At 61.6% G+C, this 26,733-nt stretch carries 23 protein-coding genes and 2 pseudogenes; 11 read left to right on the top strand and 14 right to left on the bottom strand.

The genetic code is table 11. The features are described 5' to 3' along the window. Positions 1 to 128: 128 nt before the first annotated feature. Positions 129 to 1,172 (bottom strand): LLM class flavin-dependent oxidoreductase, encoded by a 1,044-nt coding sequence (locus tag M2396_RS07220; protein WP_103437119.1) that lies wholly within the window; start codon positions 1,170 to 1,172, stop codon positions 129 to 131. A 96-nt stretch (positions 1,173 to 1,268) separates the two neighbouring features. Next, the gene (locus tag M2396_RS07215) at positions 1,269 to 1,754 is read right to left on the bottom strand and encodes a flavin reductase family protein (protein WP_101318877.1); all 486 of its coding nucleotides are present in this window, start codon (positions 1,752 to 1,754) and stop codon (positions 1,269 to 1,271) included. Positions 1,755 to 2,071: 317 nt separating this feature from the next. Between M2396_RS07215 and M2396_RS07210 the strand changes: the two genes are divergently transcribed. Beyond that, positions 2,072 to 3,475 carry a cytosine permease gene (locus M2396_RS07210; protein ID WP_259074016.1) on the top strand — a complete coding sequence of 468 codons (1,404 nt, stop codon included), beginning with the start codon at positions 2,072 to 2,074 and terminating at the stop codon, positions 3,473 to 3,475. Positions 3,476 to 3,511: 36 nt separating this feature from the next. Here the strand turns inward: M2396_RS07210 and M2396_RS07205 are convergent, their stop codons facing one another. Together M2396_RS07205 and M2396_RS07200 are read right to left on the bottom strand one after the other, a co-directional pair. Next, entirely contained in the window at positions 3,512 to 5,122 is a 1,611-nt protein-coding gene (locus tag M2396_RS07205; protein WP_401181108.1) for a methyl-accepting chemotaxis protein, read from the bottom strand. Between the two features lie 248 nt (positions 5,123 to 5,370). Further along, positions 5,371 to 6,573 carry an NAD(P)/FAD-dependent oxidoreductase gene (locus M2396_RS07200; protein ID WP_259074015.1) on the bottom strand — a complete coding sequence of 401 codons (1,203 nt, stop codon included), beginning with the start codon at positions 6,571 to 6,573 and terminating at the stop codon, positions 5,371 to 5,373. Between the two features lie 197 nt (positions 6,574 to 6,770). On the opposite strand from M2396_RS07200, the gene M2396_RS07195 reads away from it, so the two are divergent. After that, a complete protein-coding gene (locus M2396_RS07195) occupies positions 6,771 to 7,313 on the top strand; it encodes an Rrf2 family transcriptional regulator (protein ID WP_150571903.1) in 543 nt (180 codons plus the stop codon). Between the two features lie 9 nt (positions 7,314 to 7,322). Here the strand turns inward: M2396_RS07195 and M2396_RS07190 are convergent, their stop codons facing one another. Together M2396_RS07190 and argC are read right to left on the bottom strand one after the other, a co-directional pair. Next, complete coding sequence (locus tag M2396_RS07190) at positions 7,323 to 8,009, bottom strand: GNAT family N-acetyltransferase (RefSeq protein ID WP_150571904.1); 687 nt, start codon at positions 8,007 to 8,009, stop codon at positions 7,323 to 7,325. A gap of 78 nt (positions 8,010 to 8,087) precedes the next feature. Beyond that, positions 8,088 to 9,029, bottom strand: coding sequence for an N-acetyl-gamma-glutamyl-phosphate reductase (argC, locus tag M2396_RS07185; protein WP_259074014.1), 942 nt, complete (start codon positions 9,027 to 9,029; stop codon positions 8,088 to 8,090). A 139-nt stretch (positions 9,030 to 9,168) separates the two neighbouring features. Here argC and M2396_RS07180 point away from each other — a divergent pair, with 139 nt between their 5' ends. Continuing rightward, positions 9,169 to 10,050, top strand: coding sequence for a LysR family transcriptional regulator (locus M2396_RS07180; RefSeq protein ID WP_259074013.1), 882 nt, complete (start codon positions 9,169 to 9,171; stop codon positions 10,048 to 10,050). Positions 10,051 to 10,128: 78 nt separating this feature from the next. Here the strand turns inward: M2396_RS07180 and M2396_RS07175 are convergent, their stop codons facing one another. From M2396_RS07175 to M2396_RS07165, 3 genes are read right to left on the bottom strand one after another with little or no spacing between them, the layout of a single operon-like run. Then, positions 10,129 to 10,803 carry a response regulator transcription factor gene (locus M2396_RS07175; RefSeq protein ID WP_101318893.1) on the bottom strand — a complete coding sequence of 225 codons (675 nt, stop codon included), beginning with the start codon at positions 10,801 to 10,803 and terminating at the stop codon, positions 10,129 to 10,131. Continuing rightward, positions 10,800 to 11,681 carry a phosphatase PAP2 family protein gene (locus tag M2396_RS07170; RefSeq protein WP_259074012.1) on the bottom strand — a complete coding sequence of 294 codons (882 nt, stop codon included), beginning with the start codon at positions 11,679 to 11,681 and terminating at the stop codon, positions 10,800 to 10,802. The genes M2396_RS07175 and M2396_RS07170 overlap by 4 nt, the downstream gene beginning before the upstream one ends. A 3-nt stretch (positions 11,682 to 11,684) precedes the next feature. Beyond that, on the bottom strand, positions 11,685 to 12,308 hold the full coding sequence (locus M2396_RS07165) for a histidine phosphatase family protein (protein ID WP_401181105.1): 624 nt from the start codon (positions 12,306 to 12,308) through the stop codon (positions 11,685 to 11,687). Positions 12,309 to 12,351: 43 nt separating this feature from the next. Here M2396_RS07165 and M2396_RS07160 point away from each other — a divergent pair, with 43 nt between their 5' ends. Continuing rightward, positions 12,352 to 12,558, top strand: coding sequence for a hypothetical protein (locus M2396_RS07160; RefSeq protein ID WP_188035816.1), 207 nt, complete (start codon positions 12,352 to 12,354; stop codon positions 12,556 to 12,558). After that, positions 12,548 to 13,483 (top strand): 5'-nucleotidase, encoded by a 936-nt coding sequence (locus M2396_RS07155; RefSeq protein ID WP_259074010.1) that lies wholly within the window; start codon positions 12,548 to 12,550, stop codon positions 13,481 to 13,483. Before M2396_RS07160 ends, M2396_RS07155 begins: the two co-directional genes overlap by 11 nt. Positions 13,484 to 13,486: 3 nt before the next feature. Here M2396_RS07155 and M2396_RS07150 read toward each other — a convergent pair whose 3' ends face one another. The 3 genes from M2396_RS07150 to M2396_RS07140 form a co-directional block, all read right to left on the bottom strand. Next, positions 13,487 to 14,137 carry a TIGR04211 family SH3 domain-containing protein gene (locus M2396_RS07150; RefSeq protein ID WP_150571909.1) on the bottom strand — a complete coding sequence of 217 codons (651 nt, stop codon included), beginning with the start codon at positions 14,135 to 14,137 and terminating at the stop codon, positions 13,487 to 13,489. 223 nt (positions 14,138 to 14,360) lie between these two features. Then, positions 14,361 to 15,734, bottom strand: coding sequence for a nucleotide 5'-monophosphate nucleosidase PpnN (gene ppnN / locus M2396_RS07145; protein WP_101318899.1), 1,374 nt, complete (start codon positions 15,732 to 15,734; stop codon positions 14,361 to 14,363). Positions 15,735 to 15,834: 100 nt separating this feature from the next. After that, positions 15,835 to 16,896, bottom strand: coding sequence for a YeiH family protein (locus M2396_RS07140; RefSeq protein WP_259074009.1), 1,062 nt, complete (start codon positions 16,894 to 16,896; stop codon positions 15,835 to 15,837). Positions 16,897 to 17,011: 115 nt separating this feature from the next. Between M2396_RS07140 and M2396_RS07135 the strand changes: the two genes are divergently transcribed. Next, positions 17,012 to 17,929 carry a LysR substrate-binding domain-containing protein gene (locus M2396_RS07135; protein WP_150569431.1) on the top strand — a complete coding sequence of 306 codons (918 nt, stop codon included), beginning with the start codon at positions 17,012 to 17,014 and terminating at the stop codon, positions 17,927 to 17,929. Here M2396_RS07135 and M2396_RS07130 read toward each other — a convergent pair. Further along, a complete protein-coding gene (locus M2396_RS07130) occupies positions 17,923 to 21,759 on the bottom strand; it encodes a bifunctional nitrate reductase/sulfite reductase flavoprotein subunit alpha (protein ID WP_259074008.1) in 3,837 nt (1,278 codons plus the stop codon). The two genes, M2396_RS07135 and M2396_RS07130, sit on opposite strands and share 7 nt — an antisense overlap. 282 nt (positions 21,760 to 22,041) lie before the next feature. Beyond that, positions 22,042 to 24,045 carry a PAS domain-containing sensor histidine kinase gene (locus M2396_RS07125; RefSeq protein ID WP_259074007.1) on the bottom strand — a complete coding sequence of 668 codons (2,004 nt, stop codon included), beginning with the start codon at positions 24,043 to 24,045 and terminating at the stop codon, positions 22,042 to 22,044. A gap of 673 nt (positions 24,046 to 24,718) precedes the next feature. On the opposite strand from M2396_RS07125, the gene M2396_RS07120 reads away from it, so the two are divergent. The 5 genes and pseudogenes from M2396_RS07120 to M2396_RS07100 all read left to right on the top strand — a co-directional run bounded on the left by M2396_RS07120 (position 24,719) and on the right by M2396_RS07100 (position 26,706). Next, on the top strand, positions 24,719 to 25,006 hold the full coding sequence (locus tag M2396_RS07120; protein ID WP_101318908.1) for a hypothetical protein: 288 nt from the start codon (positions 24,719 to 24,721) through the stop codon (positions 25,004 to 25,006). Positions 25,007 to 25,127: 121 nt separating this feature from the next. Continuing rightward, positions 25,128 to 25,480 (top strand): annotated as a pseudogene (locus tag M2396_RS07115) (TetR family transcriptional regulator). Between the two features lie 39 nt (positions 25,481 to 25,519). Further along, positions 25,520 to 25,905 (top strand): annotated as a pseudogene (locus tag M2396_RS07110) (nuclear transport factor 2 family protein). A gap of 28 nt (positions 25,906 to 25,933) precedes the next feature. Continuing rightward, a complete protein-coding gene (locus M2396_RS07105; RefSeq protein ID WP_259074005.1) occupies positions 25,934 to 26,068 on the top strand; it encodes a hypothetical protein in 135 nt (44 codons plus the stop codon). Between the two features lie 53 nt (positions 26,069 to 26,121). Next, positions 26,122 to 26,706, top strand: coding sequence for a flavin reductase family protein (locus M2396_RS07100; protein WP_188035819.1), 585 nt, complete (start codon positions 26,122 to 26,124; stop codon positions 26,704 to 26,706). Positions 26,707 to 26,733 lie beyond the last annotated feature (27 nt).

Raw genomic sequence — 26,733 nt, 5'->3', positions numbered from 1 at the left:
CGAAAGGCCGGGCAATCCAGTGATGCAGGTGCGGGGGGGTAGATGATCGGCAAAAAAATGCCCGCTCTCGCAGGCGATCAAGCCCGCAGGAGCGGGCTGTTCCCGCAATGAATTCAGGTAATGGGAATTCAGTTGAAAGCCGGCACGACTTCCTTGATGAACAGCTCCAGCGACTTCTTCTTTTCGGCATGCGGCAAGCTGTTGTCACACCAGAAGCTGAACTCGTCGACGCCGAGCTCCTGGTAGTACTTGATGCGCGCAATGATTTCTTCAGGCGTGCCGATCATGGTGTTCTTGCGAATGTTGTCCAGCTCGAAGGCGGGCACTTCGGCAAACTTCGACTCCGGGCTCGGCTCGAGGAAGCCATTGACCGGAACGGTCTTGTTGCCGAACCAGGCATCGAAGGTGCGGTAGAAGCGCGCAATCGCCTTGGCGCCTATCTTCCAGCCATCTGGCTCGGCAGCGCTGTGCACGTGGGTGTGGCGCAGCACCATCAGTTGCGGGCGCGGTACCTCTGGGTTGTTGTCCAGCGCGGCCTGGAATTTGTTTTTCAGGTCGAGCACTTCTTCGTCACCCTTCATCAACGGGGTGACCATCACGTTGCAGCCGTTCTTCACGGCAAAGTTGTGCGAGTCTGGGTCACGTGCGGCAATCCACATCGGCGGCATGCCGCTTTGGACTGGCTTGGGTACGCTGGTCGAAGTAGGGAATTTGTACACCTCGCCTTCGAAGGCGTAATCGCCTTTCCACAATTCGCGGACCGCCGGGACCATCTCACGCAGAGCCTTGCCGCCTTCAGTGGCGGGCATGCCATTGGCCATGCGGTCGAATTCGAATTGGTAGGCGCCGCGCGCCAGGCCCACTTCCATTCGCCCGTTGCTGATCACGTCGAGCAGGGCGCATTCGCCGGCTACCCGGATCGGGTTCCAGAACGGCGCGATGATGGTGCCGGCGCCCAGGCGAATCTTCTCGGTGCGTGCGGCCAGGTAGGCCAGCAGCGGCATCGGGCTGGGCGAAATGGTGTATTCCATGGCGTGGTGTTCGCCGATCCACACGGTGCTGAAACCGCCGTCCTCGGCCATCAGGGTCAGTTCGGTGAGGTCTTCGAACAACTGGCGGTGGCTGACCTGTTCATCCCAACGTTCCATGTGCACGAACAACGAAAATTTCATGGGGCATTCCTCAACGCTTGAATGTCGCGCCTGGCAGGGCAGGCGTCAGTGATCACAACGGACGCGCCTGGCATCCGTAGACAGAATAGGCAGTGCTCAGGCGAAGGCAGGCAGGCTGGCCATCTTGCCGCGGCAGTAGATCATCGGCTGTGGCGCTTGCTCAGGCACGATCAGGTTCTGCACCTTGCCGACCATGATGGCGTGGTCGCCACCTTCATATTCACGCCACAGTTCGCACTCGATGATTGCGGTGGCGTTGGCCAGCAGGGGATTGCCCAGCTCGCTCAAGGTCCACTCGATGCCAGCGGCCTTGTCCTTGCCCTTTTTCGCGAAGGCGTAAGCCTCGGCCTGCTGCTCGCCGGAGAGCAGGTGAATGGCAAAGCGCTTTTTGGCGATCAGGACAGGGTAGGAGTCGGAGCTGTAATTAGGGCAGAACAGCACCAGCGGCGGGTCCATCGACAGCGAGGAAAACGCGCTGGCGGTAAGGCCGACGATCTGGCCGTCGTCATCCAAGGTGGTGATGACGGTAACGCCGGACGGGAAGGAGCCCAGGACGTTCTTGTAGACGGTTGCGTCGATCATGAAGTGATCCTCTTCGCAGGGGAGCGGTGGTCCGCTTTTTATCGTTGATGTGTCTGATGGTATACCGTAATACTCGTTTTGCAAGCGCTAATTACGCATCTGGAAAAAACACGATGAAAGGCGCCAACCCTTTGAATACGCGGTCTTGCCGTCAATTTAGATTGGCTTGGAAAGTTGCTGAACCGGATCAGTTACTGATTTTTAGGGCGGCGCAGTGTTGTCAAAAGTTTGGAATACCATAATATGGTCCGCAGCTGAGAGGCCGCCACGAGCGGTTTCCTACAACGATAAAAACGACCCTTTCGAGCTGAATTCCTATGTCCCAATCGTCGTCGCAGCACCAGTTTGTCGAGAATCACACGGTCGATTACGTTCCACCTGCAGAGCGCCACGGGAAGGCGCGCGACCTGTTCACCCTCTGGTTCAGCACCAACATCGCGCCACTGCCCATCGTCACCGGCGCCATGGTGGTTCAGGTGTTTCATCTGAATCTGCTGTGGGGGTTGATCGCCATCGCTTTAGGGCACTTGCTCGGCGGGGTGGTGATTGCCCTGGCCTCGGCGCAGGGGCCGCAATTGGGCATTCCGCAAATGGTCCAGAGCCGTGGCCAGTTCGGCCGCTATGGCGCTCTGCTGATCGTGTTCTTCACCGCACTTATCTATGTTGGCTTCTTCATCTCCAACATCGTGCTGGCCGGCAAATCGATCCATGGCATTGCCCCCAGCGTACCGATGCCGACGGCAATCGTGATCGGCGCTCTCAGCGCCACGGCGATCGGCGTGATCGGCTACCGCTTCATTCATAGCCTCAACCGCATCGGCACCTGGGTCATGGGTTCGGCGCTGCTGGCCGGTTTCATCATGATGTTCGTCCAGGACCTGCCCGCCGACTTCTTCAGCCGCGGCAGCTTCAACTTGTCCGGCTTCATCGCCACTGTGTCGCTGGGCACCATCTGGCAGATCAGCTTCTCGCCCTACACCTCTGATTACTCGCGCTATCTGCCGCGCGAAATCGGCATCGCCAAGCCGTTCTGGGCGACCTATTTCGGTGCCACCCTGGGTACCATCCTGTGCTTCAGTTTTGGCGCGATTGCGGTGCTGTGCGTGCCGGAAGGCACTGATGCCATGGCGGCGCTGGAACAAGCCACTGGCTGGTTGGGGCCGATCCTGATGGTGCTGTTCCTGCTCAATATCATCAGCCACAACGCCCTCAATCTGTACGGCGCGGTGCTGTCGATCGTGACCGCGATTCAGACCTTCGCGGCGCAGTGGACTCCCAGCATCAAGGTGCGGGTGATCCTCGCTGCAGTGATTCTGCTCGGTTGTGGGATGGTTGCGCTGAACGCGTCGGCTGACTTCATCGGCCAGTTCATCGGGTTGATCCTGGCACTGCTGCTGGTGCTGGTGCCGTGGGCCTCGATCAACCTCATCGATTTCTACCTGATCAAGAAAGGCGTGTACGACATCGCCTCGATCTTCAGCGCCGATGGCGGCATCTACGGGCGCTTCAACCACCACGCGATCATTGCCTACGCCTGCGGCATCCTGGTGCAGCTGCCGTTTGCCAATACTGCGCTGTATGTCGGGCCGTACTCGAATCTGGTCGAGGGCGCAGATTTGTCGTGGTTGTTTGGCTTGTTGGTGACCTGCCCGCTGTATTACTGCCTGGCCACACGTGGCCAGACCCAGCGGGCTGGCAAGCCGCTACGCATCAACCCCTGATAGACAGAGGGGGCTGCCCGGCAGCCCCCTGTGCTGTCAAAGCTTGAACTGCGCCACCATCCCGTTCAGGTCCACTGCCAGGCGCGACAGATCCTGCGCCGCAGCGCTGGTCTGGTTGGCGCCCGCCGAGGTCTGCATCGACAGATCGCGGATGTTGACCAGGTTGCGGTCCACCTCTCGCGCCACCTGCGCCTGTTCTTCGGAGGCGCTGGCGATGACCAGGTTGCGCTGGTTGATCGAGGCAATCGCTTCAGCAATTACCTCCAACGCTTCGCCGGCTGACTGGGCCACTTCCAAGGTGCCGTTGGCGCGGCTGCGGCTGCTGTGCATGGCTGTCACGGCGCGTTCGGTGCCGTTCTGGATACCGGCAATCATCTGTTCGATTTCAGCGGTGGACTCCTGAGTGCGGTGGGCGAGGGCGCGCACCTCGTCGGCGACCACGGCAAAACCGCGGCCAGCTTCGCCAGCGCGGGCGGCTTCGATTGCCGCATTGAGGGCCAGCAGGTTGGTCTGCCCGGCGATGGCGCCGATCACGTCCAGCACGCGGCTGATTTCGTTGGCACTGGTGGCCAGTTGTTCGATTTCAGTTGAAGTGCCGCTGACGTCGTTGACCAGATGCTGGATCGAGCTGAGTGCCTGATTGACCTGATCGCGACCGTCACGGGTGCTCTGGTCGGCGCCTTTGGATGCATCGGCAGTGGTCACGGCGTTGTTGGCGACTTCTTCGACGGCGGCAGTCATCTGGTTGACCGCAGTGGCTGCCTGGTCAATTTCGGCACTTTGCTGATGCAGGCCGCGGCTGGTGTCTTCGGTCACGCTGTGCAGCTCTTCGGAGGCCGAGGCCAACTGGTCGGATGAGGCAGAGATCTTGCGCAGGGTGTCGCGCAGGCTGCTCTGCATCCGCGCCAGGGCAGCGAGCAGCAGGGCTGGCTCGTCCTGGCCTTGTACACGGATATCCTGGGTCAGATCGTTGGTGGCGACGCGTTCTGCCACTGCGACGGCATCAGCCAAGGGCACGACGATGCTGCGGGTGAGCAGAATCGCGATGGCCACCAGTGCACCGAGGATGATCAACAGCGACACGACGATCACCGAAAACGCCTCATCGGCCACGTCGCTGCTGCGCTGGGAGGCCGCCTCGGCGCCATTGCTGTTGTAAACGAGCAGAGCGCCCAGGGCTTTCATCATCACATCGGCGGACTGCGCCATGGCGCCAGTCAATAACGCATTGGCCTCGTCAGCCTTGCCAGCCACTATCAAGCCGAGTACCTGCTTCTGCTGATCCAGATACTGGCGCTCGGCGGCGGCGAAGGTATTGAACAGGGCGCGATCATCAGCAGCGACGATGGTTGCTTCATAGGCCTTGATACCGCTGGCCAGTTGCTGGTTGATGCTGTCGACCAGGGCCATGCTGCTCTGGCGGGCACTTGCCTGTGTTTCCAGTGCGGTGCGCAGGGTAATGGCGCGGGCGCGGCCCAGATTTGTGCCGACGTCGCTCAAGGCAACCATGGCCGGGATCCATGTATCGCGGATCTCATCGGTGGAGCGGTCCATCTGGCGGGTTTCGTACAGTGAGAGTAAGCCCATGACCAGTACCAGCACGCCCAGCAGGGTAAACACACTGGCGGCGCGAGTGCCGATCTTCATATTCCGTAATTGCATGGGAAGCTCCTTGACGATGGCTGGCAGGCGTCAAGAGCTGGTTCGGCGAAGCCGCGTCACCTGGTAGGCGCCGGGCTCTCGATGCGCTGCGAAAGGGTGAGGTTGTTCCTCAATCGTGCTGATTGTTTTTTTCGATGATGCCACAGTGCCACTATTATTGACCACTCATTCAATGTAACTGCAACTTACGACAGTTCCGTCATTTTCTGACGAAACTGTCAGCTTTATTGCGCTCAGACGATAGCAATCGCGGGGTCGGCGGCAGCCAGCGCCGTGGCCCTGTCTGCGGCTGGCGGGTAGATCCATTGCGTGTTGATTTGCCGTTTGACTGCCTTGCCTTCCTCACCTTGCAGTTTCAGCTCGCGCTCCCAACCTTCGCTGAAGGTCGCGCCCCACGCGCCGAGGTCGAGGCAGGTGACATATTTGGGCTGGCGATAGACCACGGGCGTTAGCGCGAGCAGATCTGCTGCGGCGTTGTTGCCCGCATGGCGGCCCATAGGGATGGCGTGCTGGCAGGTCATCAGGGCATGGTTGCCGAGGTCATCGACGGCCGCCCAGGCAACGTCGCCGGTGGCATAGATGTGTTCCTGACCTTTGACCTTGAGATGCTCGTCTACCCGCAGCCGGCCCTGGCCGTCGCGCTCGCCGGGTATTTGTGCCGTCAATGGGCTGGCCTGCACGCCGACGGTCCAGATTACTGTCTTGCTGGCGATGTAGTCGCCGTTGTCCAGCGTGACGCCGCCACTGTCGACTGCCACCACCGAGGTGCCGGGCAACCATTCCACGCCGGCTTGTTTGCAGGCGGCGACGATTGAGGGAGTGATCCCGGCGCCTAGTGCCGCGCCGACCTGTGCGCCGCGGTCGACCACCACTACGCGCAAGCGGGTCTCGGCGCCGAGCATTGCACGCAAACGCTCGGGCATTTCGGTTGCCGTTTCGATGCCGGTGAAACCGCCGCCGCACACCACCACGGTGTTGCGCGCAGGGGATCCCGGCAGCGCGGCGAGCGCGTGCAGATGCTGTTCAAGGCGCACGGCCGATTCCAGTTGGTCGACATCAAAGGTGTGCTCGGCCAGGCCGGCAATGTTCGGGCGCGCCACTTGGCTGCCGGCGGCGAGGATCAGGCGTCGATAGCTGATCCGTTGGTTGTTGCCAGCGCCGTCTTCATAGCTGACCTGGCATCCATCCGGGTCGATCGCCCGGGCGTGACCCTCGATGAACTTCACCCCAACCGCATCGAACAAGGCGGTCAGAGGCGCCTGCAGGGTATGTGCCTGGGCCTCGTAAAGGCGTGGGCGGATGCGCATCTGCGGCTGAGGGGCGAGGACGCTGATGCTCAACTCGCCGCGTTGCGCCTGGTCGAGCAAGCGCGCAGCGCTGAGTGCGCTCCACACGCCAGCGAAGCCTGCGCCGATGATCAGGATGTCGGTTTTCATGGGATTGCTCCGGGTGATTGAGAGGGACGAGACACCATCGAGCACAATCCTGTTGTCGCTCGAATAACTACGACTCTATTGGTCGTAGTTATAAATCACAAGTGTTTTGTTGATTGCGATCAGCGTCGAACCAGCCGGTCTTTGCCTACAGGCGGCCACAGGCGTACCATTTGCGACTAATCCAGTCGGAGATTGATATGTCGCTTTACAGCGCCGGGGTTGAATACGGCATCCATTGTCTGCTGCTGTTGCTCAATGAGCAGGGTGACAGCCGCGAAGCCAGCGTGCGTGATCTGGCCGAGCTGCAGGGGGTGCCTCAGGAATACCTGGCCAAGGTCTTTACCAAACTGGCTCGCGCCGGCCTGGTGGCGGCCACCGAAGGCGTGCGCGGCGGGTTTCGCCTGGCGCGGCCGGCGGCCGAGATCAGCGTGTTGGACATCGCCACTGCAATTGACGGGGCGAAGAAGATTTTCGATTGCCGCGAAATCCGCGAGCGCTGTGTGCTGTTCGAGGGCTCGGCGCCGAGCTGGGCGACCGAGGGCACCTGCGCAATCCACGCGGTGATGATCAGCGCGCAGAAACGCATGGAAGAGACCCTGGCCCAGCAGAGCATCCTTGATCTGGGGCAGCGCTTCGGGCGCAAGGCGCCGGCGCAGTTTGGCGAACAGCTCAACGACTGGATGAGCGATCGCCGCGAGGGCAAGGGCAGCGCCGGCGATATCCCTTTGACCGAGGTTTGAGCGGGGCGGTCAATGCACCGCTTGGCGCTGCCTGACGCAGGCCTGGGCCTGTAGCGCCAGTTCGTCAAGGCGCTCATCGCGGCGCTGTTCGGCGTCGATCATGGCGTCTTCGCCTTGCTGCTTGAGCAGGTAGGCATGGATCTGGCGCACTTCCAGCGTTTCATAGATCGGGGCGATATCCAGAGTGCCGATCAGCGCGCCGCTGGCGTGGCCGGTGCTGCTCATCAGCACTTGCGGGCCACGTGCCGCGACCACCTGCATGCCCATTTCTTCAAACCAGGGCACCAGCCCTGCAAAGGCGTTCAGTTCGACACAGCTGTAGCGTGACTGCAGGTCAGCCAGCAGTGCGCGAGCGATGCCCTGGCGACGGTGGCTGGGCAGCACCACCATGAACGCCAGCGAGCAGGCCTGCGGGTCGTCCTGAGCGGGAAGAGTGAGCGCGAAACCCAGTAGTTGATCAGGCGCATCGGCATCCAGCGCGAGCAACAACTGCACGGCCAGCCCACGTGTACCGTCCATGGCTTGCAGGTACTGGTGCACCTCAAGGCCGACACCGTATTGATAGAGCGGGTAGAGCGGGTTGTCACTGCTGATGGCGACACTACTCAGCTCGCCGACATGGTCGATCACCAACTGGCGGATCTGGTTCTGGAAGGATTCGGGCGGCACGCTGTCGAGGCGGCTGAGAATGAACATTGCAGGCAAAGCTCCGGCTGGCAAAAACACCCCGCGTCAACGGCAACGCGGGGTGACAGTCTACCCGGTTTTGCCGGTTCAGCTGTGCTCGGCGAACGCCGCCAGCATCAGGTCAAGGTTTTGGACCGCCGCGCCCGAGGCGCCTTTGCCCAGGTTGTCGAATACCGCAGTGAGCACAACCTGGCCGTGCTCCGGGTTGGCGAACAGCGCCAGGCGCAGATCATTGCTGTCGTTGAGCGCCTCTGGGTCCAGTGCTGCGGCTGGCCCGTGCTGGTGCAATGGCATCAACTGGACGTGACGGGCGTTTTGATAATGCTCCTGCAGGCAAGCTTGCAGATGCTCGGCTTTCACCCCAGCAGGCAACAGCCGCAATTGCAGCGGGATGCTCAGCACGATGCCCTGGCGGTAATCGCCATAGCCTGGGAGAAATACTGGCCGCGCGCTGAGGCCGGCATGCTGCTGTATTTCCGGGACATGCTTGTGGGCCAGATCAAGGCCGTACAGCTGCAGCGTAGGCAAGCGTTCTGCGCGTGGCTGTTCATGCCGCTCGACCGCGGCCCGGCCGCCGCCGGAGTAGCCAGAGATGGCCTGTACCGTCAGTGGATAATCCGTGGGCAGCAGCCCGGCCTCGATCAGTGGCCGCAACAGGGCAATGGCTCCGGTTGGGTAGCAGCCAGGGTTGCTTACACGCTTGGCCTGGGCGATGCGCTCAGGCTGCTGCGCATCCAGTTCCGGCAAGCCATACACCCAACCTGGTGCAGTGCGGTGGGCGGAGCTGGCGTCGATGACCCGCACCGCCGGGTTGTTGATCGCCGCTACCGCTTCGATCGCGGCGGCATCCGGCAGGCACAGCAGGGCGATATCGGCGCTGTTGATCGCCTCTGCGCGGCGCTGCGGATCCTTGCGCTCGGTTTCGGGCAGGGTCAGTAGGCGCAAATCGTTGCGCCCGTGCAGGCGGGCGTGGATCTGCAGGCCGGTGGTGCCTTGGTCGCCGTCGATAAAGACCAGAGGAGTGCGCATGGGGCGATGTCCGTGTAATAAGGAAGATGGCCTATGCTCGCTCACGACTGGACGAATGGAAATTTGCATTTCATGATGGTCACGTTCACAAATCCTGAATCAGGGAGCGCTTCCGTGTCAGTCCATTTGCATCCAGCCCATGCGTGAGATCAGCCTCGACCGTTTGCGCACTCTGGTGGTGATTGCCGACCTTGGCTCGTTCGCTGAAGCTGCCCGCCAGCTCAACCTGGCGCCGCCGACCATCAGCCTGCACGTCGCCGAGTTGGAGGCGCGGGTAGGGGCGCCGCTGCTCAGCCGGACCCGCGGTCAGGTGCGCCCGACGGCCATCGGCGAGACGCTGCTGGTGCGGTCGCGAAAGCTGCTGGCAGACGCCGAACTGGCACTGGAGGAGGTGCGTCGACAGGTGCAGGGCTTGACTGGGCGGGTGCGGCTGGGCGCGTCGACTGGTGCCATCGCCCATCTGTTGCCGCAGGCGCTGGAGATGCTGCGGGTCGAGCATCCGGGGATTGATGTGCAGGTGCAGGTGTTGACTTCGCAGGCTTCGTTGGCGGGTCTGCGCGAGGGGCGGTTGGATATTGCTCTGGTGGCACTGCCGCAGGTGGCTGGCAAAGGCGTGCAGATTACGCCTTGGCGGCGGGATCCGATCATGGCCTATGTGCCCAGTGAATGGCGCCCGCCTGCGCGGGTGACGCCGGCGTGGCTGGCTCAGCGGGCGTTGATTCTCAACGACAGCAGTACTCAGTTATCGCGAGTGATTACGCAGTGGTTTGGGGCAGCGGGGTTGTTTCCTGAGCCGCGCATCGAGCTGAATTTCAATGATGCGATCAAGAGCCTGGTCGGTGCTGGGTATGGTGCGACGCTGTTGCCGCAGGAGGGCCAGGTGGCGGCGCTGGATCCGCGAGTGAGTCGGCGGCCGCTGCGGCCGGGGTTGTGGCGGCAACTGGGGATTGCTTGCAGGGTTGGTGAGATGGAGCGCGCCACCGGCTATGTGCTGGCGGCGTTGCAAGGGTTGCGGCAGTGATTTGAAGCGCACATGGTGTCTGTAGGAGCGCCCCGGCAAGGCCGCTCCTACAGAGTGCGTATGCTGCGGGCGGCCCTTTCAGTACTTCTCGCACAGCTGATACCCCAGCCCATGCACCGTGTGCAGTAACGGGCTGTCGAACTGTTTGTCGATGATGCTGCGCAGGATATGGATGTTGCTGCGCAGGTTGTCGCCCTGCGGTGCGTCACGTCCCCAGATGGTTTCTTCGAGCTCGCTGCGACGGACCAGGTTGGGGCTCTTTTGCATGAGCACCTCGAGCAGTTTGCGGCTGGTTGGCTTGAGCTTGAGCACCGTGCCGGCTCGGGTCACCTCGAGGGTGTCGAGGTCGAACTGCAGGTCGGCTACTACCAGCTTGCGACTGGCGCGCTGCTGGCGCCGAGCGACCACTGACTGCACCCTGGCCAGCACTTCGGACATGGCGAACGGCTTGACGATGTAATCGTCGGCACCGACCTTGAACCCGGTCAGGCGATCGCTCAGCTCATCGCGTGCGCTGAGCATGACAATCGCCACCTGCGAGCGCGAATGCTCGCGCAGGCTATGGCAGATCTGATTGCCGTCGATGCCTGGCAACATGATGTCGAGGATGATGGCGTCAAAGTTGTTCGACGCCGCCAGATGCAGGCCGGTCAGGCCGTCCAGCGCGCCGGTGACCTCGTGGCCCCTGAGCTGGAGAAACTCGACCAGATTGTCGTGAATATCGCGGTGGTCCTCGATAACCAGAATTCTCATTGCTGTCCCTTGTGTTTGAAGCGCATCAACCGCGTGTCGATAACTCTTGAAGCCTTATGCCAACCGCTCAAAGCGGGCAAACGTGCAAGCCTCGGCGTCGGAGTCAGTACGGGCAAGCCGTGCAAGGCTGGCCGGCCATAGCAGAACAGGGCCGTCAGCCAGGTCGTCAACCAGACAAAGATGCCGGCCCAGAACGTATGTGACATGAAGTGCCAGCCTTGCAGTACCCGGGTGGTGCCATAGACCAAACCTAGCAAGACAATCCCCACCAACAGCAGCCGTGCGTGGCGCCATTGATGGCGCAGCGCGACAAAGTACAGCGCCAGCAGGGTGAAGCCGCTTGAGGCATGGCCCCCGGGCCAGCAGCGGCCGCCGGCAGTCTTCTCGGTCCAGTTGAAGTTGCTGAACCACTCCTGGCGCAGGTGCGTACCACCGTAAAGCGTAGTTTCTACCGGGCAATACACCCCGGTGTGACTCTTGAGGTAGTGGATGACCGTCGTGCTCAGTGCGAATGCGACGACCACGAACAGCAAGTCCTGCCGGTGGTCGCGGGTAAAGCGCAGCAGCGGCGCCGCGCCGATGGCGTCCAGCAGGCGCTTGGGGTTGGCCGTGAGGCGTGGCCAGATGAACGACAGCAGCAAGCCGACAATCGCCGCCTCGCCGGTCCAGTCCGGAAGAATGCGCGGCCACTTGTGGCTGACCTTCTCGAACCACTGATCGTGCAGCAACGGGAACTGCCCGCTGACCGGATCAAGCAACAGGTTGCTGATCGACTGATCGAGGCTGGTCAGGTCGAACAGCACAAAGACCAGCGCCGCCAGCAACAGTGGCAGGCCCAGATTGATCAGATAGAAACGGGTGCGCGGTGACGGCTGCATGGCTCAACTACCTCTCTTGGCAATCAACCTGGGCCATTGCTCGGCGTTGGTCTGGCCGAGAATGTGGGGTTTGCCGTGGCCGTCGACAGCCACGAACAGCGCGCTGGCATAGGCACTGGAACGCTGCCCGCCAGGCACATGCAGTTGCCGCTCGAGCTGATCGATGCAGCCACTGTGGGTAACGAGGGCCAGATTCTGGCCCGGCTGCTTGTGGCTCAGCGCCACATCGGCGAAGTGGCCATCACAGTCATTGAGCCACTGCTGCGTGGCGAGCGGCTTGTCGAAGATGAACTGCGCCGTTTGCCGCGTGCGCAGCTCCGTGCTGCTGAGCAATGCGGTGTTGGCCAGGCCCAGCCTCTGCAGGCCTTCACCGACGCGGCCAGCTGCCTGGCTGCCGGCCACCGTGATACCTGTTGGGTCGTTCAAGCAGACGTTGCTGGAGCGGTCACAGCGCTCGGCATGGCGGATAAGGACCAGCACCGAGCCCTCGGCCCAGGCCGCAGACAACCCGCTGCTGCGCATCTGCTGCTCGCTGCTGATAGTCGGCACGTGGTTGCTCAGCGCAAACCAACCGAGCGCACCGAAGGCCAAGGCAGTGGCTGCGACAACGCCTACGACCGAGGCCATGCGCGGCAGGCGCCGGGTCAAACCGGCTGAACTGGAGTACTGCTTGAAGACCGCTTGTTGCACGTTCGATGCTCCCGACGTTTTCAATGGTGGCAATTTAGGTGTCGGGCTGTTGGGGTCGGGTGAAGCAAATGTGAAAAATACCTTCAACTGGCGGCGCTGCCGAAATCTCTTGCAAAGCAGCGTGGGCAACGCCACCGTCAGGCTTTCACTGGGCGTAGAAGGGGCAAAGATCGGCAATGGCTTATGAAGTGGACGATCGCCTGGTCATCGGCGTGGCATCGAGCGCGGTGTTTGACCTGAGTGAATCAGACGCGGTATTTCGCCGCGAAGGCGAAGCGCAGTACCGCGAATATCAGCAGCAGCATCTGCATGTACCGCTGGCGCGGGGGATTGCCTACCCGTTCATCAAGCGCTTGCTGGCGCTCAATGACCTGTGTGATGACCCGCAGGATCCGCTGGTCGAGGTGGTCTTGCTGTCACAGAACGATCCGGATACCGGCCTGCGCGTGATGAAGACCATCGAGCACTACGGCCTGAACATGACCCGGGCGATCTTCATGCAGGGGCGCTCGCCTTATGAGTACATCCCTGCGCTGAACATCGCCCTGTTCTTGTCGGCCGACAAGGCCCACGTTGATGCGGCGATCAAGGCAGGTTACCCGGCCGGGCAGGTGCTCGATTCACAGTTCGACGATGACGAGGACGATGATGGCCTGCGCATTGCGTTCGACTTCGATGGGGTGCTGGCAGGGGACGAATCGGAGACGGTGATGCAGCGCGATGGCCTGACCGGCTTTCATGCCCATGAGGTCAGCAACGTGACCCAGCCGCACAACCCCGGACCGTTGAAGGCGTTCTTCGTGCGCATTGCCAGCATCCAGGCCGCCGAAGAGGGTTACAAGCTGGCGCATCCCGGTTACGAGAACCGCCTGCGCGTATCGATTGTCACCGCGCGTAATGCGCCTTCCCATGAACGCGCGCTGAATACCCTGAAGAGTTGGGGGGTGATGGCCAACGACGCGTTCTTTCTTGGCGGTATCGAGAAGCGCCGGGTGCTGCAGGTGCTCAAGCCGCATATCTTCTTCGATGACCAGTCTGGTCACCTCAACAGTACGCGCACTGTTGCGCCGTCAGTGCACGTACCGTTCGGCATTACCAACCAGCCGCTGTGAACCTCAGAACCAGCGGTCGTTGCGTTTGCGACCGCGGGTCAGTGCCGGCAGGATCAGCCCCAACAGCAGGCCGGCACCGGCAATGCTGCCGCCGTAAACCATATAGCGCATCATCACCTGCTTGTTCTCGTCCCCCAGTTGCGCCTGGGCATCGCGCAGGGCGGACTGGGCTTGGTCGAGTTGCTGGGTCAGGTCTTTGTTGCGCACTTCCAGTTCGTCAGCCAGCGTCTTGCGCGAGTCGAGGGTCTCCTGCATGCCCTGCACGCGGGCCTTCCAGCTGTCGTCGATGGTTTTGAGCTGCTCGGACAGTTGCGTGACCTTACCGTCCAGCTCTGGCAGGCGTTCGGCCTGACCTGGTACTGCCTGCAGGTCGCTGTTGAGGATCCACACCAGGTCGCCGTTCTGGCCGCGGATCTGGCTGTAGTTGCCCTGGGTGTCGACCAGGCTGACCTTCTCGCCAGCCTTGAGGCTGCCAACGATGCGGTGGCCATTGGTCGGGCCGCTGCGCACATAAGTGCTCAGGCTGTCACTGACCCAGCGCGCATCGCTACTCGGCTGTTCGGCCTGAACCGGCGCGGCGAGGGCGATCAGGCAAGCGAGCAGGCTGCCACGCAGGGCAGGACGGACGGGCAGGGCGGGGCTGGAATCGGGCATGATGATCTTCGCTGCTACTGGACAAAAGTAGGCCCGATGACTGGGCCGATGAACGGGTCGGTGACTTGACCGTCAGCCAAAGACCGTTTTTTTGTCAGCAGGTTCACCACCTGGCGTGGGAAATGTCAGCTAAGTGTTGCGGAATTGTTCAGGGCTGATGATGGCAGGCGTACTGGCCCGATTGCATGAAAATGCCATCGAGCCAGCTCGTTCAATCACGCTTTCAGGTCACGACCTGGTAGCACGGCACATAGGCTGCGCCGCCAGGTAGCTTCATCCGGTGCTGGTCAACGAAGGCCTGCAGCAAGCGTCCCAGCGGGTCGAGCACAGCGCTGTCACCGCGGATCTGATACGGGCCGTGTTGCTCGATCAGGCGGATGCCATTGTCCTTGACGTTGCCCGCGACAATCCCGGAAAACGCTCGGCGCAGGTTGGCCGCCAGTTCGTGCGGCGGCAGATCGCGGCGCAGTTCAAGGTTGGCCATATTGGCGTGGGTCGGGTCGAACGGGCGCTGGAAGCCCTCTTCAATCTTCAGCAGCCAGTTGAAGTGGAAGGCATCGTTGCGCTCGCGGCGGAACTGCTTGACCGCCTTGAGCCCCTCGACCATCTGCCGCGCGACCTCGGCCGGATCATCGATGATGATCTGGTAATGCGCTTGCGCCGCTTCACCCAGGGTGGCGCCGACAAACGCATGCAACTGCTGCAGATAAGCTTCGGCGCTGCGCGGCCCGGTCAGCACCACCGGGAACGGCAGGCCTTCGTTGTCCGGGTGCATTAGAATGCCGAGCAGGTACAGGAACTCTTCGGCCGTGCCGGCGCCACCTGGGAAGATGATGATGCCGTGACCAACCCGGACGAAGGCTTCCAGGCGCTTCTCGATGTCGGGCAGGATCACCAGCTCGTTGACGATCGGGTTCGGCGCCTCGGCGGCGATGATGCCCGGCTCGGTCAGGCCGAGATAGCGGCTGCCGTGCATACGCTGTTTGGCGTGGGCGATGGTGGCGCCCTTCATCGGCCCCTTCATTACGCCCGGGCCGCAGCCGGTGCAGATATCCAGCTTGCGCAGGCCCAGCTCGTGGCCGACCTTCTTGGTGTACTGGTATTCCTCGCTGCTGATCGAGTGGCCGCCCCAGCACACGACCATCTTCGGCTCGACGCCCGGGCGCAAGGTGCGCGCGTTGCGCAGCAAGTGGAAGACGTAATCGGTGATGCCCTGGGAGCTTTCCAGGTCGATGCGCTGGCTGGCCAGTTCGCTCTCGGTGTAGACGATGTCGCGCAGGGCGCTGAACAGCATCTCGCGGGTGCTGGCGATCATCTCGCCATCGACGAAGGCATCGGCCGGGGCGTTCAGCAGTTCGAGGCGTACGCCGCGGTCCTGCTGATGGATGCGTACTTCGAAGTCCTTGTAGGCTTCGAGAATGGTCTTGGCGTTGTCGACATGGGCGCCGGTGTTGAGGATCGCCAGGGCGCATTGACGGAACAGGGTGTAAAGGCTGCCGCTACCGGCTTCGCTCAGTTGCTGAACTTCACGTTGCGACAGCGTTTCGAGGCTGCCTTTGGGGCTGACGGATGCATTGATTACATTGCGTTGGGGCATCTAAGTCTTTCCTGTGCATGTAAAACTCCTACTTGGACACCACCATACCGACAAATGTGCGCCGCAACGAGGGGGCTGTTGAAAATCCCTCGTTCGCTGCTCAGCCGAACAGCCGTTGCACGGCCAAGGTGATGCCCAGGCCGCCGAATACCAGCCACAGATTGAGAATCGCCCCGGTTGCCAGCGCCCTTGGACCGGCCTGGCGAATCTGGCTGAATTTGGTCTCCATGCCCAAGGCGGTCATGGCCATGGTCAAGGCGAAGGTATCGAACTGATTGACCGCGCTCACGACGCTGGTGGGCAGCACCTGCAGCGAGTTGACCAGCACCAGTGCGAGAAAGCCGAAGGCAAACCACGGCACGTTGATCCTGCCGTTGCCCTGCGCCTGGCCAGCCTGGCGCGAGCGGCTGATCCACAGGCCCACCACCAGCAACACCGGCACCAGCAGCATGACCCGGGTCATCTTGACGATGGTGGCGATATGCGTGACTTCCGGGCTGACGTTGCTCGCTGCGCCGACCACCTGGGCGACCTCATGCAGGGTGCCGCCGAAAAACAGGCCAACGCCGAGCGTGTCCAGGCCCAGCCAGCCGCTGTTGACCAGCACTGGGTAGAGCAGCATCGACAGCGTGCCGAACAGCACCACGCTGCCAACCGCCATGGCGCTCTTGTGCGGCTGTGAGCGCAAGGCCGATTCAAACGCCAGCACTGCGGCTGCACCGCAGATGGCGCTGCCGGCGGCGGTCAGCAGAGCGGTGTCGCGGTCCAGCTTGAATAACTTGATGCCGACCCACAGGCCGAGCAGCAAGGTGCTCACTACGATTGCCAGCGACACGGTCAGGCCTGACCAGCCGACCTGGGCGATCTCCTGCAGACTGACTCGTAGGCCGAACAAGGCCACGGCGATGCGTAGCAGATTGCGTGCACTGAAGTTGATACCGCTGGCCCAGCCGGCTGGTATGCCCTGGCGCAGCAAGTTGCCGTACAACGCGCCGGCAAGGATGCCGACAATCAGCGGGCTGATGCCCAGGCGGGCAAAGGCGGGCAGTGCTGCCAATTGCGTCACTGCCAGGGCGAACAGGGCGACAAACAAGATACCGTTGAGCCGCCCACGGATGTCGTGAGTAGGCGTATGCGAGTGTGTAACGGGAGCCGTAGCCATCATGCGTCCTCCGGTCGAGGTAGCGTTTTGATAGGTCCACGTTAATTCAGTTATAAGCTTATAAAAAATCGTGATTCAGGATGGAAAATATCCGTCTAGCTGATACTTTGTGCAGATGACCCCTGAACAGCTTATAACTTTCGCTACCGTTGCTGAACACGGCAACATCAGCCACGCGGCGCTGGCCCTGCACCTGTCGCAGCCTGCCGTATCCGGGCAGTTAAAGCTGCTGCAAGAAGAATTCGGCGAGCCGCTTTATCAGCGTGCCGGCCGTGGCGTGCGCTTGACTGCAGCGGGCGAGCAATTGCTCGGCCACGCGAAACGGCTGCGCGATACCTTCGTCCAGGCCAAAGCGCTGAAGGACGCGCTGCGCGGGCTGGAACGCGGCACCTTGCGCATCGGCGCCAGCACGACCCCAGCGAGCTATCTGCTGCCGTACCTGATTGCCGATTTTCGCCAGCGCTACCCCCAAGTGCTGGTGACGACCATCAATGGCAACACGGCTGACATCGTCGCCGCCCTGGGATCGTTGGATATAGCCCTGATCGAAGGTCCGCCCGGCCCCGACTTGCCGGCAGGCACAGGGGTTACACCGTGGCGCGAGGACGAAATTGTTGCCATCGTGCCCAGCCAACACCTGCTTGCCGCAGTTGAGCACGGGCAGACCCTGCAAGCGTTGGGCGCCTATCCACTGGTTCTGCGCGAAAGCGGTTCGGGCGTACGCCAGTTGGTCGAGCGAGCATTTGCTCGCAGCGGGGTGGCGATGCGGGTGGGCCTGGAGATTGCCGGTGTGGAAGGGGTCAAGGAAGCAGTGCGGGCAGGGATGGGCGTCGGTTTTGTCTCGTCGATGTCGATGCGCCATGAGGACGCAGCGCTGCGGCGCCTGCGGGTTGCCCCGGAAGCGTTGACCCGGCGCTTCTCGATCCTGATGCCGCATGCCGACACGCCGTCGCGGGTGGCGGCGCGGTTTCTTGAGCTCTGCACTGCGCCCGCTTGCGAGCCGGGGCAGGGCGTGGGGCCGGCGGATCAGTAGACATCGCGCAGGTAGCGTCTTTGCTCGCTCAACTGGCGCCAGTAATCAGCGGCAGCGTCGGATTCCAGGCCACCATGACATTGCGCAACCTGGCGCAGGGCATAATCGACGTCCTTGGCCATGCGGCTGGCATCGCCACAGATATACAACTGCGCGCCTTCTTGCAGCCAGCGCCAGAGCTCGGCGCCTTGCTCCAGAATGCGGTCCTGAACATAGATTTTCTGCGCCTGATCGCGGGAAAATGCCAGGCTCAAATGGGTGAGCAGGCCATCGCGCTGCATGGTTTGCAGCTCTTCGCGGTAATAAAAATCACTGGCCGCGTGCTGCTCGCCGAAGAACAACCAGTTGCGGCCTGGATCACCCCGCGCCTGGCGCTCCTGCAAAAAGCCCCGGAATGGCGCCACGCCAGTGCCCGGGCCGATCATGATCATCGGCAGCGAGCCATCGGCCGGTGGGTGAAAGTGCTTCGATTGCTGGAGGAAAACCGGCACCTCGGCGTGTTCTGCGCGGTCGGCAAGAAAGGTCGAAGACACGCCCTTGCGCTTGCCGTAGCGCACGGCTGCAACCGTGAGATCGACTGCACGGGGATTGACCTTGGGGCTGGAGGCGATCGAGTACAGGCGCGGTTGCAGGCGTTTGAGTGTGCCAAGCAACTCGCTGGCGCCGCAGTCGATCGGGTAGGCATGGAGCACGTCTGCCAGCTGGCGGCCCCACAGCCACTCATTCAGCTGCGCTTTGCGCTCGCTGCTGAGCAACTGCTTGAGTTCCGGGTTATCGCTGCGTTCGGCGATCAATGCCAGCGCTTCGCGGCTGGGGCGGGCGATTTCGAAGTGTTCGCTCAGTGCCTGGCCTAACGGAACGTCACCAAGCTTGTCGAGGGTGACCGGCGTGTCCGCAGCCAAGCCGGTCAGCTCGAGCACTTCGCCGACAAGTTCCGGGCAGTTGCGTGGCCACACGCCCAGTGCGTCTCCCGCCTCATAGGCCAGGCCTGAATCTTCCAGGGCGAAGGAAAACAAGCGGGTATCCTTGCTCGCACCCGGCTGATTCAAGCGAACATTGCTCAACAGGCGTGAGGCATAAGGCTTGGCTTTGCTCGGCGTCGCGCTGGTTGCTGGGTCCTCAATCAGCGCTGTCGGCGCAAGATCGAGTGCCTGCTGCAACTGCGCCAGCCAGTGCTCGGCCTGCACCTCGTAGTCGCTATCGCAGTCGACTCGCTCAATCAGGCGGGTCGCGCCCAAGGCTTGCAGGCGATGATCGAGTCTCTTGCCGTGGTTACAGAACTGCTCATAACTGGCGTCACCCAGCGCCAGCACGGCATAGCGCAGTGACTCAAGCTGCATCTGCTGCGCATTCAATGCGCTCCAGAAGCGCTCGCCGTTGTCGGGTGGGTCGCCGTCACCAAAGGTGCTGCTGATCAAGGCCAGGGTCTGCGTGCTGGCCAGCTTGCTCGCGGGAAAGTCCGCCATCGCACACAGCTGCACGCTGACCCCTGCGTCGCGCAAGCGCTTGGCGTAGCGCTCAGCCAGGGCTTCGGCATTGCCGGTCTGCGAAGCCCACAGCAGCGTCACGTGGCCTGGCAAGGCAGCGTCTTCCTCGGCCCCCATGGCGAGGTCTTCGTGAGCAGGGCTGGCGGTGAGTGCGGGAGCGCTCGCCGTATCCAGCCATTGGTGGTCGATCAGCTCGACCCGTTGCAGCGCAATCGCACAGCACTTGAATTCGGGTTGCAGCGAAATCGGGTCGACAGCGTCGTTGGTCACGGCATTGATCGCCAGGTTGTCGCCAAACACATCGTTCCAGTGAAAAGGTGCAAAGCAATTACCCGGCAGGACCCGTTCGGTGATCACCGCTGGCAATACGGCGCGACCGCGTCGCGAGCGTATTTCCACGGCGTCTCTGGCCTTGATGCCAAGCATGGCTGCATCCTGCGGGTGGATCTCGATAAACGGCCCAGGATTGAGCTTGTTCAGCGTGGCCACCTTGCCGGTCTTGGTCAGGGTGTGCCATTGGTGCTGCACGCGTCCGGTGTTGAGCAGCAATGGGAAGTGTTGGTCGGGCATTTCAGCGGGTGGCAAGTGCGGGCGCGGCAGAAACACGCCCTTGCCATGCTCGGTCGGGAAGACGATGGCAGGTCGGCTGCCGTCTTCTGCCAGTGCAAGCGACTGGCTGACGCCGTCGTTGAGGTAGCGGACCGGATTGCGCGTCTCGCCAGGGTCCACAGCGCACGGCCACTGCAGCGGCTGTTCGCGTAGGCGGGCGTAGGTCGCCCCGCGAATGTCATAGCCGGTCTTGGGGTTCCAGGCGCGCTTGATTTCTTCAAATATCTCGGCTGCGCTGCTGTAGCTGAAGGCATCGGCAAAACCCATCTCGCAAGCCACCCTGGCAATGATCTGCCAGTCGGGCAGGGTTTCACCGGGTGCCTGCACGGCTTGCTGCATCAGGGTCAGGTTGCGTTCGGAGTTGATCATTACCCCTTCAGCCTCAGCCCATAGCGCGCCGGGAAGGAGGATATCGGCGTAGCGATTGGTCTCGGTGTCGAGGAAGGCGTCCTGCGTGATCACCAGCTCAGCCTGTTGCAAGCCGTCGATAACCTGCTGGCGGTTGGGCACCGATGCCACCGGGTTGGTGCAGATGATCCAGCAGGCCTTGATCAGGCCGCTGCGCATCTGCTCGAACATCGCCACAGTGCCGCCGCCTACCTCCTGCCGCAGGCTGCCGCGCGGGATCGCCCACAGGTCTTCGATGAACTGCCGGTCGGCCTCGACCAGCACCGAGCGTTGGCCGGGCAGGCCGGGGCCCATGTAACCCATCTCGCGCCCCCCCATGGCATTCGGTTGCCCGGTCAGGGAGAACGGCCCGCTGCCCGGGCGGCAGATGGCGCCGGTGGCCAGATGCAGGTTGCACAGCGCGTTGGTGTTCCAGGTGCCGTGGGTGCTCTGGTTGAGACCCATGGTCCAGCAGCTCATCCATTCGCCGGCTTCACCGATCCAGGCTGCAGCCTGATGAAGGTCGGCCTCAGGAATACCCGTGATGCGCGCGACCTGGTCTGGCGGGTAGTCTTCGAGAAACGCCGGCATGGCCTCCCAGCCCGCGGTGAACGCCGCGATGAACGCCGGATCGGTGTGGCCGTTTTTCACCAGCAGGTGCAGCAGGCCGTTGAGCAGGGCCAGGTCGGTGCCGGGCTTGATTTGTAAAAACAACCCGGCTTTGTCTGCCGTGGCAGTGCGGCGAGGGTCGACGACGATCAGCCTGGCTCCGGCCTTGACCCGATCCATCATGCGCAGGAACAGAATCGGATGGCAGTCAGCCATGTTGGCGCCGATCACGAAAAACAGCTCGGCCTTGTCGAAGTCCTGATACGAGCCCGGCGGCCCGTCCGCGCCAAGCGATAACTTGTAACCGCTGCCGGCGCTGGCCATGCACAGGCGCGAGTTGGACTCCAGGTTGCTGGTGCGGACAAAACCCTTGGCCAGCTTGTTGACCAGATACTGCGCCTCCAGCGACATCTGCCCGGAGACATAGAACGCCAGTGCATCGGGGCCGTGCTGTTCAAGGATGGCGCGCAGGCGCCGGGCGGTCTCGCTGATGGCGGTGTCCATGGCGATCCGCACCGGATCCTGATTGCGCTGCTGGCGCAGGTAGGCGTTTTCCATCCGGCCAGAATCAGCGATGGCCTGGCCACAGGTGGTGCCCTTGGTGCAGAGCCTGCCGAAGTTGCTCGGGTGCGCCTTGTCGCCGCTGACCTTGACCACGCGGTTGTGCTCGACCTGCATGACGATGCCGCAGCCCACGCCACAGTAGGGACACACGCTGCGTACAGTTTTGCTTGTCATCTTCGCCCCTTGATCTCTGCCCGCCGCAGCGGCCCAGAAACAAAAAAGGCGCCATGAGACCTTCCGTCGAAACGGGGTCTACACGGCGCCTTTGTCGTATTAGGTGCAGTCTTCGTTGACTGCGCAGGTGAACTAGCAAACAGCGGGCCATAACTCGCCCAGCACCCGCCCGACTCGCGCTGGCGAGTAACTCTATTGGACGCTGTTCACTTACGTTGCACTCCGAATTTGCACGGGAGGGCAGGGCGCACCAGTTCAGCGCACAGCGCTGGCATGGCTCGTTCAGCGCTGCAACGCGCGGTTCAGGGCCTTGAGCAGGTCGTCGACCGCGTAAGGTTTTTTCAGTAGCTGAGGGTGGCGCTGGGAACCCTGGGAAAGGGCGCTGCTGTAACCACTGGCAAGCACCACCGGCAGTCCCGGCCAGCGCTCGCTGATCACATCAGCCAGTTCCAGCCCGGTCATGCCCGGCATCACTACGTCGGAGAGCACCACGTCAACTGGCGGGTGTAGGTCTTGCAGCAGCTCGATAGCGGCTGCTGCGCTGCTCACCAACTGGGTCTTGTAGCCAAGTTCCTGGAGCAGGCTGACGGTAATTTCGCCAACCTGTGCGTTGTCTTCCACCAGCAGCACCTGAGCGTCGTTTACTGCCAATGGCACTGCAATCTCTTGTTGCGAAGGGGGAGGCGGGGTTGCTGCGGGCAGCGCGATCCTCATCGTCGTGCCCGTCCCCAGCTCGCTCTCGACGCTGACCTGGCCACCGGACTGATTGACGAAACCATACACCTGGGACAGCCCCAGGCCAGTGCCCTTGCCGACGGCTTTGGTGGTGAAGAAGGGTTCGAACACCCGTTCAAGGTTGGCCGCATCGATGCCATGCCCTTGGTCAGTAACGCTGATGATCACAGTCGGCGCACTGGCTGGCGAAGAAAGCGCAGGTGCGGCACTCACTGCCAGCGTTATGTCGCCCGCACCCTGCATAGCATCGCGGGCATTGATTACCAGATTGACCAGCGCCGTCTCGAATTGATTTGGATCGGTGTTGACGTAGTGGTCCTGCTCTGGAAGTGACAGCTCGATACGAATGTTCGCCCCGACCATGCTGCGCAGCATCTCGGCAATTTGCTGCACGCGCTGCGCCGCCAGAAAGGTTTCCGGCTTCAATGTCTGGCGGCGGGCGAAGGCCAGCAGTTGCCCGGTGAGTTTGGTCGCTCGGTCAGCAGTTTCCAGGATCAGGTCGATGAAACGGTGTTGCTTGTCGCCCGCGCCGGGATTGCGCCGCAGCAACTCTGCTGCGTTGCGGATGATGGTTAGAATGTTGTTGAAGTCATGGGCCACGCCACCGGTGAGCTGGCCGATGGCTTCAAGCTTCTGCATTTGCCGCAGTTGCGCCTCGGCGGCGAGCAGGTCGCGTGAGCGCGCTTGCACCTCAACTTCCAGCTGTTCGTTGAAGTTACGCAGTTGGTCTTCTGCGTCATGCCGGTCATGCACGTCGATGGAAGTGCCGTACCAGCGCAGGATCTGCCCTGAATGCGGCTCTCGATAGGGCGTAGCGCGGACCATGAACCAGCGGTAGGTGCCGTTTTGCCCGCAGAGGCGATGTTCGGTCGTGAAGTCCTGCCCGCTCGCCCGGGCCAGTGCGAAATCTTGCACTGTTTTGCCAACGTCCTCAGGGTGAACACCAGCATGCGTCATCAGCCCGTTACCCGCACCATCGACCGCCGCGCCGAAATATTCCTGCCAGCGGTTGTTGACGAACACCACACTGCCTAGGGCATCGCATACCCACGCCAGCTGCGGCATGGTGTTGGCCAGAAGCTCGAAGGCCGCTTCGCTCTCATCGAGCCGTGCCTGGCTGCGGTGGCGCTCGGTCAGGTCGCTGGCTGCACCAAACCACTCGATGAGCTCGCCGGACTGGTCAAAAATAGGCACCGCTCTGGAATGGGTCCATCCAAAACTGCCGTCGACGAGTAACACTCGATGCTCCAGTTCGAACACGGATTGGGTGCGGATCGCTTGCTCGACCGCCGCCAACACCTGGGTGCGGTCTGCGTCTGGAATGTATTTCTCGATCCAGCTCCGGCATGGCTGAGCGGTCTCTTCGAGAAAGCCCTGGCCGGTCAACTCATGCATCTGAGTCCAGTCGGGACTCATGCGGTAGAGGGTGGTACTGCTGGCCCTGACCAGTGCGCGGAAGCGCAACTCGGCGTCATGCACGGTGCTACTGCTACCTGTGGCGGACAGCGGCGGCCCGGCGCGTTCAGTTCGAAGTGATGGTCGATGTTCCATGAGCTGTCCCTGAGCTGAAAGTTGCCATGCAGACCCGGTCGGATCACGCGTGATTACGCAGGAGAGGGCATGCTTGCTCGTGGAGTTCAGTGCGAATGGTCATGGTGCGATATGCGGCATGCCCTGGACTGAGGCATTCGCGCCCTGTACCGCAATTGTTGTGTCGCTGAACCTGGCAGGCAACAGAACTGGACGATGGCAAATTCGACCGGTTCAAAGTGCTGTCAGCGGCGAGGGGTGATGGAGGTCGGCGCCGCAAGCCTGGGCATCGATCTGAGCCACGACTATGCCGGCTCGTACAAGTGGCTGCTGGCGAGCTTTCTCGTTGGTAAACGGATTCGTTAGTCGGTGGCACTTGCGGCGTATCACGCGCTGGTCGTGGGCAATGGCTAACTATTTGGACCTTAATGTCAAAGTGGATGCAGTTCGGCTGAGTCAATAGTTGCTCAGCTTCGACGGTATCGGTCCCAAGGCGTTGGAAATATTTATGCGGGAGTTGCACTGCATGCAACGGTGAATCAATTAGATATCCGGCGTTATGCAAAACTCTTCGTTTTGTATAAGTTTTTTTGCCGTTTATCAGAACGTTACCCTGTTTGCACTGATGTAGTTGATTCGACAACCTGAAGCGCTATGTTGGGTAACGATAGGATTAAAGTCGCAGGAGGATGCCATGCGAATTCGCGGTGATGTGTTCTGGAGTTGGGCCGACCCCGCGCTGCACCATCGAGGTCATGACGAAAAGCTCGAGAGTGGCGTCATGATCGACGTTCAGGTGCGCTTGGCACGCACTGGCCAGACGCAGTTGTTCATCGGGATCTATGCCGCGAGCGGAATGTCGCTGCACGAGGAGGCTTACGATTCTCGTCCTGGAGAATCAATGACGCACGCATTGGCCTGGGGGGTAGGGCGAGCACGGCATTTGATCAAGGAGCAGCGGCTCGGCAAACGTGTCGCCTAGCTGCGTAGGGCGGCGCGGCAGTGGGCCCTGACGAAGACTGCCATTTTTGGTAGCGTCTGCGCCCTATGAAGAATCCCAATCAGACACGCGTCAACACATCATCGATGTCGCCAGGTCGCTGATGATCCAAAAAGGTTACACCGCGGTCGGCCTCAGCGAACTGCTGGCTACGGCTGGAGTGCCGAAAGGCTCGTTCTACCACTACTTCCGCTCCAAGGAGGAGTTCGGTCAGGCGCTGCTCGAGGAATACTTCAGCGAATACCTGGGGCGCGTCGATTCACTGACGCATGCAGAGAATCACCAGCATGGTCGAGCAAGGCCAGGCGGATGGCTCGATCAGCGCGGCTTCGCCGCCAACGGTCCTGGCTGAAGGTATTTATCAGCTTTGGCTAGGTGTCGTTGCTGGTCAAGGTTACCCATTCGGAACAGCCTTTTGATGTAGCAATGACAAACAGCCAACACCTCTTGAACTGACTTTTTCAGCGCTTTCGACCCGTCTCATACTGAATAACCGTGAGCAAATCTAACTTCGTCGTTGAATATAGCGCCATCGTTGCAGTGCTGAACAAATACAACGAAGGCGGCAAGCAAGCGGGCAGCCGTATCATGCAGCCGGCCTTCAGCGATCAGGCCACTATTTTTGGGCTTGATGGCAACAACAAGTTGGTCGGGGGCGCCATTCAGGAGTTGTTCGACACCATCGACAAACCATCTTTCCGACCTTCGCCCGAAGCCCAAGGTGTGATTGTCAATGTTGATATTGTGGGTACTGCCGCCAGCGTGCGGATCGATACCAATGGTATTTCCGGTTTCTGCTTCACCGATTTTTCAATCTGCTGAAAGTCGAAGGTGAATGGAAAGTGATCAGCAAGATTTACCACACCCATGTAGCGCCCTGAATCTGCTCTCTGCACCGAGAGCAAGACTGTGATCCAATGGTCTGCCAGCTCCGATCATCGCGGGCTGGACCCGCAAGGCCAGCAGGTCGAGGCTATCCGCGAATTGATCGTAGCTGGCCATGACAGCCTGCTGGCACATTTCGAGAGCCAGCCTTCGGCTTGAATCAATGCTCCGGGCGCGCAGTCGATGCGCTCGGACAGCTGGAGCATGTACCCATGAATGAACACATTGCAGCAGTCGCGCTGGAAAAAGCCTACAGGCTGCTCAACCACGGCCCGACGGTCCTGGTCTCTGCTCGCCATGCTGGCGTGGACAACGTGATGGCTGCGGCGTGGGCGTGTGCGCTGGACTTCTCGCCGCCCAAGTTGACGGTGGTGCTGGATAAAATCGCCAAGACTCGTGAGCTGGTCGAGCAGAGTGGCCAGTTCGTGATCCAGATTCCGACCGTAGCGCAGGCTGAGCTTACCTTCCAGGTCGGCCACCGTAGCTTGCTCGAGCAACCGGACAAACTGGCGCGCAGCGCGGTCGAGCTGTTTGCTGTGCCCGGCCACGATCTGCCATTGGTTGCGGGGTGTTCAGCCTGGCTTGCCTGCCGCCTGATCCCGGAGCCGCACAACCAGGATCGCTACGATCTGTTCATTGCCGAGGTCGTAGCGGCCTGGGCCGATACGCGGGTGTTTCGTGACGGGCACTGGCACTTCGAGACTGCTGATCCCAACTTGCGCAGCCTGCACTATGTCGCTGGCGGCCACTTCTATGCGATCGGTGAGGCCGTCGACGTCGAATCCAAGGCTGAATAAAGCCAGTCGATAAACGTGCACTTTGCG

The sequence above is a fragment of the Pseudomonas sp. BIGb0278 genome, from assembly GCF_024809895.1.
Classification (GTDB): domain Bacteria; phylum Pseudomonadota; class Gammaproteobacteria; order Pseudomonadales; family Pseudomonadaceae; genus Aquipseudomonas; species Aquipseudomonas shirazensis.
The sequence above is the reverse complement of the archived record's forward strand: the minus strand, read 5'-3'. Positions and strand labels throughout refer to the sequence as shown.

Excerpts from the sequence above, each read along its gene's own strand:
- M2396_RS07220 (WP_103437119.1), bottom strand. The coding sequence starts at position 1,172 with ATGAAATTTTCGTTGTTCGTGCACATGGAACGTTGGGATGAACAGGTC.
- M2396_RS07120 (WP_101318908.1), top strand. The coding sequence starts at position 24,719 with ATGCGAATTCGCGGTGATGTGTTCTGGAGTTGGGCCGACCCCGCGCTG.
- M2396_RS07205 (WP_401181108.1), bottom strand. The coding sequence starts at position 5,122 with ATGAAGATCGGCACTCGCGCCGCCAGTGTGTTTACCCTGCTGGGCGTG.
- M2396_RS07200 (WP_259074015.1), bottom strand. The coding sequence starts at position 6,573 with ATGAAAACCGACATCCTGATCATCGGCGCAGGCTTCGCTGGCGTGTGG.
- M2396_RS07135 (WP_150569431.1), top strand. The coding sequence starts at position 17,012 with ATGACCCCTGAACAGCTTATAACTTTCGCTACCGTTGCTGAACACGGC.
- M2396_RS07210 (WP_259074016.1), top strand. The coding sequence starts at position 2,072 with ATGTCCCAATCGTCGTCGCAGCACCAGTTTGTCGAGAATCACACGGTC.
- M2396_RS07150 (WP_150571909.1), bottom strand. The coding sequence starts at position 14,137 with ATGCCCGATTCCAGCCCCGCCCTGCCCGTCCGTCCTGCCCTGCGTGGC.
- M2396_RS07165 (WP_401181105.1), bottom strand. The coding sequence starts at position 12,308 with ATGGCCTCGGTCGTAGGCGTTGTCGCAGCCACTGCCTTGGCCTTCGGT.
- ppnN (WP_101318899.1), bottom strand. The coding sequence starts at position 15,734 with ATGCCCCAACGCAATGTAATCAATGCATCCGTCAGCCCCAAAGGCAGC.
- M2396_RS07100 (WP_188035819.1), top strand. The coding sequence starts at position 26,122 with ATGAATGAACACATTGCAGCAGTCGCGCTGGAAAAAGCCTACAGGCTG.
- M2396_RS07170 (WP_259074012.1), bottom strand. The coding sequence starts at position 11,681 with ATGCAGCCGTCACCGCGCACCCGTTTCTATCTGATCAATCTGGGCCTG.
- M2396_RS07195 (WP_150571903.1), top strand. The coding sequence starts at position 6,771 with ATGTCGCTTTACAGCGCCGGGGTTGAATACGGCATCCATTGTCTGCTG.
- M2396_RS07140 (WP_259074009.1), bottom strand. The coding sequence starts at position 16,896 with ATGGCTACGGCTCCCGTTACACACTCGCATACGCCTACTCACGACATC.
- M2396_RS07130 (WP_259074008.1), bottom strand. The coding sequence starts at position 21,759 with ATGACAAGCAAAACTGTACGCAGCGTGTGTCCCTACTGTGGCGTGGGC.
- argC (WP_259074014.1), bottom strand. The coding sequence starts at position 9,029 with ATGCGCACTCCTCTGGTCTTTATCGACGGCGACCAAGGCACCACCGGC.
- M2396_RS07215 (WP_101318877.1), bottom strand. The coding sequence starts at position 1,754 with ATGATCGACGCAACCGTCTACAAGAACGTCCTGGGCTCCTTCCCGTCC.
- M2396_RS07175 (WP_101318893.1), bottom strand. The coding sequence starts at position 10,803 with ATGAGAATTCTGGTTATCGAGGACCACCGCGATATTCACGACAATCTG.
- M2396_RS07155 (WP_259074010.1), top strand. The coding sequence starts at position 12,548 with ATGGCTTATGAAGTGGACGATCGCCTGGTCATCGGCGTGGCATCGAGC.
- M2396_RS07190 (WP_150571904.1), bottom strand. The coding sequence starts at position 8,009 with ATGTTCATTCTCAGCCGCCTCGACAGCGTGCCGCCCGAATCCTTCCAG.
- M2396_RS07125 (WP_259074007.1), bottom strand. The coding sequence starts at position 24,045 with ATGGAACATCGACCATCACTTCGAACTGAACGCGCCGGGCCGCCGCTG.
- M2396_RS07180 (WP_259074013.1), top strand. The coding sequence starts at position 9,169 with ATGCGTGAGATCAGCCTCGACCGTTTGCGCACTCTGGTGGTGATTGCC.